Origin of the sequence: Rhodovulum sp. (assembly GCF_011048875.1) — a bacterium.
GTDB classification, from domain to species: Bacteria; Pseudomonadota; Alphaproteobacteria; order Rhodobacterales; family Rhodobacteraceae; genus Rhodovulum; species Rhodovulum tesquicola.
Map to the genome: position 1 here is coordinate 1 of NZ_DSDD01000277.1, position 7,827 is coordinate 7,827.

Annotated in this window: 6 protein-coding genes and 2 pseudogenes; 4 read left to right on the forward strand and 4 right to left on the reverse strand. The window is 67.8% G+C overall.

The features are described 5' to 3' along the window. Positions 1–100 (forward strand): annotated as a pseudogene (locus tag ENN83_RS09735) (IS5/IS1182 family transposase); the annotation flags it as partial. Between the two features lie 489 nt (positions 101–589). On the opposite strand, the gene ENN83_RS09740 reads toward ENN83_RS09735, so the two are convergent. Then, a complete protein-coding gene (locus tag ENN83_RS09740) occupies positions 590–1,462 on the reverse strand; it encodes an NAD(P)-dependent oxidoreductase (protein WP_287186386.1) in 873 nt (290 codons plus the stop codon). Between the two features lie 80 nt (positions 1,463–1,542). On the opposite strand from ENN83_RS09740, the gene ENN83_RS09745 reads away from it, so the two are divergent. Continuing rightward, complete coding sequence (locus ENN83_RS09745) at positions 1,543–4,014, forward strand: penicillin acylase family protein (RefSeq protein WP_287186389.1); 2,472 nt, start codon at positions 1,543–1,545, stop codon at positions 4,012–4,014. On the opposite strand, the gene ENN83_RS09750 is transcribed toward ENN83_RS09745, so the two are convergent. Beyond that, positions 4,011–4,583 carry a lytic transglycosylase domain-containing protein gene (locus tag ENN83_RS09750; RefSeq protein ID WP_287186392.1) on the reverse strand — a complete coding sequence of 191 codons (573 nt, stop codon included), beginning with the start codon at positions 4,581–4,583 and terminating at the stop codon, positions 4,011–4,013. The genes ENN83_RS09745 and ENN83_RS09750 overlap by 4 nt on opposite strands. Before the next feature lie 200 nt (positions 4,584–4,783). On the opposite strand from ENN83_RS09750, the gene ssb reads away from it, so the two are divergent. Both ssb and ENN83_RS09760 read left to right on the forward strand, forming a co-directional pair. Beyond that, entirely contained in the window at positions 4,784–5,266 is a 483-nt protein-coding gene (gene ssb / locus ENN83_RS09755) for a single-stranded DNA-binding protein (RefSeq protein ID WP_287186395.1), read from the forward strand. A 45-nt stretch (positions 5,267–5,311) separates the two neighbouring features. Beyond that, positions 5,312–6,400: a site-2 protease family protein gene (locus ENN83_RS09760; protein WP_287186398.1), complete on the forward strand. Its 1,089-nt coding sequence runs from the start codon at positions 5,312–5,314 to the stop codon at positions 6,398–6,400. 24 nt (positions 6,401–6,424) lie between these two features. On the opposite strand, the gene lipA is transcribed toward ENN83_RS09760, so the two are convergent. Next, positions 6,425–7,381: a lipoyl synthase gene (lipA, locus tag ENN83_RS09765; protein WP_287186400.1), complete on the reverse strand. Its 957-nt coding sequence runs from the start codon at positions 7,379–7,381 to the stop codon at positions 6,425–6,427. A 130-nt stretch (positions 7,382–7,511) separates the two neighbouring features. Beyond that, a pseudogene (locus tag ENN83_RS09770) lies at positions 7,512–7,827 on the reverse strand (chemotaxis protein); the annotation flags it as partial.

Consider the following 7,827-nt stretch of genomic DNA (forward strand, 5'->3'; position numbering starts at 1 on the left):
ACTGAAGGACTGGCGCCGCATCGCCACACGCTATGACAGGTGCGCCACGACGTTCCTCTCCGCCGTCGCCCTCGCCGCAACCGTCATCTTCTGGCTTTGAAGATCAATGAGTCTGGAGCCTAGAACGCCTGTGAACCATCCCGTTTCGCTCTCGTCCAGGCATCGGGATGGGCGACATGGACACCATCGGGAATCGGACCGGGAAATGTCGGCTCATGTGCGCCGCAACCAGGCCACGCCCGGCGGATGTGGCCGCGGTTGGCGAACGCGCGGTGCGCGGGCCGACATGCTGTTGTCCATGGCAAAGCCTCAGATCTTCGGCCGCCACCGGGACGAACGATCGCGCAAGGTCCTCGTGGACGGCGTTCCGGTGCTCGACATGCAGAACTCGGAGGCCGCGTGACACTGGTCCATCCCGACAAGGCTGGCCCGCGGCCATCCTGCGGTTTGGAGAACGGAATTGGCGGCGGGGGCATGCCGGGCCAGGGCGAAGTGCTTGCGGGATGCCGGGCGAAGGCAACCTGACAACGTCGCCCGATAACGTCCCTTCCTTCAGCGAATCCGCAGCCTGCCGCCCCCCCCTTGCGCCTCAGCCCATCGCACGGAGCCGTGCGATCAGGCTCGATGTGTCCCAGCGCCCGCCGCCAAGTTTCTGCACGTCCTTGTAGAACTGATCGACCAGGGCCGTTACCGGCAGGCTGGCGCCGGTCTCGTTGGCGGTCGCAAGGCAGATCCCGAGATCCTTGCGCATCCAGTCGACGGCGAAGCCGAAATCGAAGCGGTCCTCGATCATCGACTCGTAGCGGTTCATCATCTGCCAGCTTCCGGCAGCGCCGCCGCCGATCACCTCCACCACCGCGCGCCCGTCAAGCCCCGCCTTCTCGGCGAAATGCAGCCCCTCGGCCAGCCCCTGCACCAGCCCCGCGATGCAGATCTGGTTGACCATCTTGGTCAGTTGCCCTGCCCCGCTGTCGCCCAGCCTGCGGCAGGCCTTTGCGTAGGATGCGATCATCGGCTCGGCGCGGTCATAGGCGGCCTGCGTACCGCCGCACATCACGACAAGCTGCCCGTTCTCGGCCCCGGCCTGCCCGCCCGAGACCGGTGCATCGACAAAGCCGATGCCCGCGGCGGCGGCGGCCTCGTGCATCTCGCGCGTCACGGCGGCCGAAACGGTGGTGTGATCGACAAAGATCGTGCCTTCGGCCATTCCCGCGAAGGCGCCCTCCGTCCCGGTACAGACCGCGCGCAGGTCGTCATCGTTGCCGACGCAGGCCATCACGAATTCTGCGCCCGCGGCTGCGGCAGCGGGCGTCGCGGCAGCGCTGCCGCCATGCTGGGCGACCCAGGCTTCGGCCTTGGCGGCGGTGCGGTTGTAGACAGTGACCTCATGCCCCCTGGCCGCAAGGTGCCCGGCCATGGGATAGCCCATCACCCCAAGCCCCAGAAACGCGACCTTTGCCATTGGAGCTTCCCCCTCGTTGCAGTCTTTGGCATTTGCCCCTAACTAACGGCCGTATCGGGGGCGTCAACAACGGGGCGGACATGGCCGGGCTTTTCCGCTGGCTTCTGCGGCTTTTCGCGGCCGCGGTGATCCTGGCCTTCCTGGCCGGGGCCACGGTCTATTACCTCGCCGCACGCTCGCTGCCCGATTACGAGGCCGTGCACAACGTCGCCCGGATCACCGCGCCGGTCGAGATCGTGCGCGACAACGCGAATGTGCCGCATGTCTTCGGGGAGTCGGACACCGACGTGTTCTTCGGGCTGGGCTTTGCCCATGCCCAGGACCGCCTGTGGCAGATGACGATGCTCCGGCGGACCGCGCAGGGGCGTCTGTCCGAGCTTTTCGGAAGCCGCACGCTGGCCGTCGACGAGCTGATCCGACGACTTGATATCTACGGGCTGGCGCAAAGCTCGGTGAAGGCACAAGACCCCTATGCCATGGCCGCGCTCCAAGCCTATGCGGACGGGGTGAACGCCTGGATCGGGCGGGTCAACGCCGATGCACGCGGCCGCGGCGCGCCCGAGTTCTTTCTGTTCTCGCCAGAGATCGCAATGTGGCAACCGGCCGATTCGATCGCCCTCGGCAAGCTGATGGGGCTCAGTCTGTCGAGCCATCTGGAGACCGAGGTGCTGCGCGCACGGCTGTCGTTGCTGATCGGAGCCGAGCGGGTGCGCGATCTCATGCCGGATGCGCCCGGGCAGGGCATTGCGGCGCTGCCCGACTATGCGACGCTGGCCCCGGGGGTCCTGCCCTCCTCCGCGCCGCTCGACCGGATGGCCGAAGGGATTCTCTCGCCCTTCGGCCGGCGGGCCTTCGCCTCGGCCTCGAACGTCTTTGCCGCCGCGCCCAGCCGCTCGGCCGCCGGTGGCACCCTTCTGGCAAGCGACCCGCATCTGGGCTTCACCGCGCCGTCGATCTGGTACCTCGCGCGGCTGGAACTGGAGACCGGGGGGGTGATCGGCGGCACGATACCAGGCATTCCGGCAATCCTGACGGGACGGTCCGCCGATCTGGGCTGGGGCATGACCACGGCCTATCTGGACGATCAGGACGTGTATCTCGAGCAACTCAACCCCGAAAACCCCGAGGAATACCGCGTGCCCGAGGGATTTGTTCCCTTCGAGACGCGCCGCTCGATCATCCGCGTCGCCGACAGCGAGCCGGTGACGATCACCATGCGCTGGACCGAAAACGGCCCGGTGCTGCCCGGCGGGCATTTCGGGCTGGGCTCGATCACGCCGCCCGGCCATGTGACGGCGCTGGCCTGGACCCTGCTGAGCGGCGCCGACACCTCGCTTAGCGCGGCGCTGAAGCTGATGCGCGCGCGCAATGTGGACGAGGCACTTGAGGCGGGGCGGTTCTTCATCGCGCCCGCGCAGAACCTCGTGGTGGTCGACAGGGAAACCATCGCCCTGCAGACCGTGGGCGCGATGCCCCGCCGGATGGCCGAACACCAAAGCCAGGGGCGCCTGCCGGTGCCGGGCTGGCGTGAGGAAAACCGCTGGCAGGGCTGGCTGAACTATGCCGCCAACCCGCGGTTTCGCGCGCCCAAAAGCGGCATACTGGGCAATACCAACAACAAGCTTCTGGACCGGCCCTTCCCGCTGCATGTCAGCTATGACTGGGGCGACACCCAGCGGATCGAGCGCTGGAAGACGCTGATGACGCGCCGCTCGGTGCATAGCCGCGAGAGCTTCATCGAGGCACAGCTCGATACCGTGTCCTTCACTGCGCAGTCGCTTCTGCCGCTGATCGCGCGCGATCTGTGGTTCACCGGCGAGCCCGCGCCTGCGGGCAGCCCCGAGCGGCGGCGCCAGCGCGCGCTGGAACTGCTGGCCGCGTGGAATGGCGAGATGAACGAACATCTGCCCGAGCCGTTGATCTATGCCGCCTGGCTGAGGCACCTTCAGGACCGGCTGATCCGCGACGACCTGGGTCCGCTGGCCGACGAGTTCGCTCATGTCGAGCCGCTGTTCATCGAGCGGGTGTTCCGCGATATCGACGGGGCCAGCGCCTGGTGCGACATCCGCCAGTCCGGCGCGACCGAAACCTGCACCGAGATCGCCCGGCTAGCACTGGACGAGGCGCTTCTGTGGCTGTCCGAGACCTATGGCGGGTCACTCGAAAGCCTGCGCTGGGGGGCTGCGCATCAGGCCTGGCACGATCATCCGGTGCTGGGCGAGGTGCCGTTCCTGAAATGGTTCGTCAATATCCGCCAGCCGACTTCCGGCGGAGACAACACGCTTAACCGCGGCCTGACCCGCGCCCGCGACCCCGAGCCTTTCGCCAATGTCCACGGCGCGGGCTTTCGCGGGGTCTTCGATTTCGCAGACCCCGACAGTTCGGTCTTCGTGATCTCGACCGGGCAGTCGGGCCACCCGCTCAGCCGACACTATGACGATCTGGGCGAGTTGTGGCGGCGCGGCGAGTATATCCCGATGTCGCTGGACCCGGCACTGGCGCGGGCTGCGGCGGTCGGGGTAACGCGGCTGGTGCCGGACGCTCTGCCCTAGCTGCCCCAGATTCGCCGGACATAGGTCTGTGTCTCGGCATAGGGCGGCACGCCGCCATGGCGCTCGACCGCCTCGGGGCCGGCATTGTAGGCCGCCAGCGCCAGCCGCCAGGACCGGAACCGGTCGAATTGGCGGCGCAGGTAGCGCGCGCCGCCCTCGAGGTTCTGCTGCGGATCGCGCGGGTCCACCCCCAACAGGCGCGCGGTGCCGGGCATCAGTTGCGCCAGCCCGATTGCCCCCTTGTGCGAGACCGCCCCCGGGTTCCAGCCCGATTCCTGCTGAACGAGCCTGAGGAACAGATCCTCGGGCACCCCATGGCGGCGGGCAGCGGCGCGGGCATGTTCGAGATACTCGCCGCGGTACTTGCCCGCATAGGGCAATGTGCCGCCTGCCGAAGGGGTGACCACCCGCTGCGGCTGAAGCCGCACGGAATTGGCATATTGCTGCGCCGCGCGCCCGTCCAGCACGCGCTTTTGCGTCTCGAAGATCGCGGCGCGTGCCTTGGACGAAACCGTTACATCCGCGCTCGCGGGTGCGATCCCGAGCCCGAGCAGCGTCAGGACCGCCATCAGGTTGCGAAGCACTGTCCCTCTTCCGGTCGTTACTTGCGTCCCGCGGAACTATAGGCAAAAACGCGTGCGCCTGCCAGCCTTGCCGCCGGTCGCAGAACACCGGTCCCGCGACCGGGCGGATTTTCAACTTCCATTACACCTGAGGGGGTGGTGTAAACGGGAAATGCGAAAGTTCAGATTCGACAGGGGGCACCCAAATGGCGGGTTCGGTCAACAAGGTCATCCTCATCGGCAATCTCGGCCGCGACCCGGAGGTGCGCAGCTTTCCCAGTGGCGGCAAGTTGTGCAACCTGCGGATCGCGACCTCGGAACAATGGAAGGACCGCAATACCGGCGAGCGGCGTGAACGGACCGAATGGCATTCGGTGGCGATCTATCCCGAACCTCTTGTTCGGGTCGCGGAGCAGTACCTGAAGAAGGGCTCCAAGGTCTATATCGAGGGCCAGCTCGAGACCCGGAAATGGCAGGACCAGTCCGGCCAGGAGCGCTACACGACCGAGATCGCGCTGCGCCCCTATCGCAGCGAACTGGTCATGCTTGACGGCCGCGGCAGCGGCAGCGGCAGCGGGGGCTATGGCAGCGGGGGCTATGGCGATCACGACCAGGGCCGGGGCGACGATTTCCGGGGCTCGCCGGCGCCGGCTCCGGCGGGCGATCTCGACGACGAGATCCCGTTCTAGGGGGGTGGCCTCCCTGCGCGCTGACGGCGCCCCGAGGCAGAAGCGATGACGTGGTCCTTTCCCATCGGCAGCCTGTTCGGCTCGGAACTGAGGGTGCATGCCACCTTCTTCCTGCTGCTGGCCTGGATCGGCGCCGCCTCCTGGATTGCCTACGGTCCCGCCTCGGCCGCGATCAGCGTGGTCTACGTGCTGGCGCTCTTCGTCTGCGTGGTGGCGCACGAGTTCGGTCACGCGCTGATGGCGCGCCGTTTCGGGATCGCGACGCCGGACATCACGCTTCTGCCGATCGGCGGGCTTGCTCGGCTTGAACGCATGCCCGAGAAGCCCGGCCAGGAAATCGCCGTGGCGCTGGCCGGGCCTGCGGTCAATGTCGTGATCTGGCTTGTTCTGGTCGCGCTCGGCGCACGGCCCGACATCGCCACATTCGCGCAACTCGGCGAGGGCGGCGCGGCGGCGTTCTGGGGCAGCCTTGCCGCGCTCAACCTCTATCTTGTGCTGTTCAACATGATCCCGGCCTTCCCGATGGATGGCGGACGGGTATTCCGCGCGGCGCTGTCCTATGGAATCGGGCGGGTCGCAGCGACCCGGCTGGCGGCGCGGTCGGGCCAGGCGCTGGCCTTCCTCTTCGGCTTTCTCGGTCTGACCTGGGGCAGCCCGGTCCTGGTGCTGATCGCGATCTTCATCTTCGTGGCCGCAGGCGCCGAGAGCGCCGATGTGTCGTTGCGCGACATGGCCCGGCATCTGCGCGCGCGCGATGCGATGATCGTCCATTTCGAGACGCTGAGACCCGCCGACACCCTTCAGGTGGCCTCGAACGCGGTGATCCGCACTACCCAGCACGAATTTCCGGTGGTCGATGCCGGGGGCGGTCTGCGCGGCTTCCTGACCCGGAACGCCCTGTTCGCAGCACTTGCCGCCGAGGGCAGCAGGATGCGGCCTGTAGCCGAGGCCATGACCGAGGGCATTCCGACGGTGCCGCTGGCCGCGCCGCTGGATGCCGCGCTCGACGCGTTGCAGGACAGCGGCGCGCCGGCGGTCGCGGTGACTGAGCCCTTGGGGCGCATGGTCGGCTATATCACGCGCGAGAATATCGGCGAACTGATGGTGATCTCGGGGCGCGAGCGGAAGATGTGACAGCCCTGTCCGGGGGCGCGCGCCTCAGCGCGATGACAGGGCCTGTTCACGCGCGGCGCGGAGACGGGCGAAATCCTCGCCTGCGTGATAGCTCGACCGCGTGAGCGGGCTGGCCGAGACCATCAGGAACCCCTTGCCATAGGCCGCGCGTTCATAGGCGGCGAATTCCTCGGGCGTGACGAAGCGGTCGACCGCGTGATGCTTGGGCGTCGGCTGGAGATATTGCCCGATGGTCAGGAAATCGACATCGGCCGCGCGCAGGTCGTCCATGACCTGCAGCACCGCCTGCCGCGTCTCGCCCAGGCCCACCATGATACCCGACTTGGTGAAGGCGCCCGGGTCGATCTCCTTGGCCCGCTGCAACAGGCGCAGCGAATGGAAATAGCGCGCGCCGGGCCGCACCTCGGGATAAAGCCCCGGAACCGTTTCCAGGTTGTGGTTGAAGACGTCCGGTTTTGCCGTGACCACGGTTTCCAGCGCCGCGGGCCGGCATTTCAGGAAATCGGGCACCAGCACCTCGATCGTGGTCTCGGGCGTGCGGTGGCGGGTGGCGCGGATGGTGCGCGCGAAATGCTCGGCCCCGCCATCCTCCAGGTCGTCGCGGTCGACCGAGGTGATCACCACATGCTTCAGCCCCAGCCGGGCCACTGCGTCAGCCACCCGGCCGGGTTCGAACGGGTCGAGCGCCTGGGGCTTGCCGGTCGCGACATTGCAGAAGGTGCAGCCGCGGGTGCAGATCTCGCCCATGATCATCATGGTGGCGTGCCCATGCGCCCAGCATTCGCCCACATTCGGGCAACCCGCCTCTTCGCAGACCGTGGCCAGCCCGTGTTCGCGGATGATGCGGTGGGTGTGCCGATAGCCCTGCCCGCCCGGTGCGCGCACGCGGATCCAGGCGGGTTTCTTCGGTTGGGCGGTGTCGGGGCGATGCGCCTTTTCGGGATGGCGCTGGTCGGGAATGCTGAGATCGCGCGGGCGCATGGGGCCTCCTGTCAACGGCCCTGATCTAGCGCCCATGCGCGCAAATGTCCAACATCCTGCACAGGGATGGGCCGAATGGACAGGGGCGCCGGGTGTCCCGAGCGCCCCAGATGCAGTTTACGGACGCGGATCAGAAATCCTGCCAGGTCTCGGCCCCCGCCGCGCACGCCAGGCGCTCGGATTGCGGCACGGTGGCCGCGGGTGCGGGGCCGGAGGTCGGACGGGCCGGGTCGACCAGGCGGAGCGGGGTCATGGCGCCGGGCTGTAGGGGTCGGGCGGGCGTGCTGCGCTGCAGGCGGAACCGGGCCACGAGGCCCTGCAGCGTCTCGGCCTCGTGGCGCAGCGTCGCGCTGGCCGCGGTGGCTTCCTCGACCATGGCCGCGTTCTGCTGGGTCACCTGGTCGAGCTGGGACACGCCGACATTGATCTCGCCCAGGCCCACGGAT

Bases quoted from the DNA above. Each gene is read 5' to 3' on its own strand.
- ENN83_RS09740 (WP_287186386.1), bottom strand. From the start codon at position 1,462: ATGGCAAAGGTCGCGTTTCTGGGGCTTGGGGTGATGGGCTATCCCATG.
- ENN83_RS09745 (WP_287186389.1), top strand. From the start codon at position 1,543: ATGGCCGGGCTTTTCCGCTGGCTTCTGCGGCTTTTCGCGGCCGCGGTG.
- ENN83_RS09750 (WP_287186392.1), bottom strand. From the start codon at position 4,583: ATGGCGGTCCTGACGCTGCTCGGGCTCGGGATCGCACCCGCGAGCGCG.
- ssb (WP_287186395.1), top strand. From the start codon at position 4,784: ATGGCGGGTTCGGTCAACAAGGTCATCCTCATCGGCAATCTCGGCCGC.
- ENN83_RS09760 (WP_287186398.1), top strand. From the start codon at position 5,312: ATGACGTGGTCCTTTCCCATCGGCAGCCTGTTCGGCTCGGAACTGAGG.
- lipA (WP_287186400.1), bottom strand. From the start codon at position 7,381: ATGCGCCCGCGCGATCTCAGCATTCCCGACCAGCGCCATCCCGAAAAG.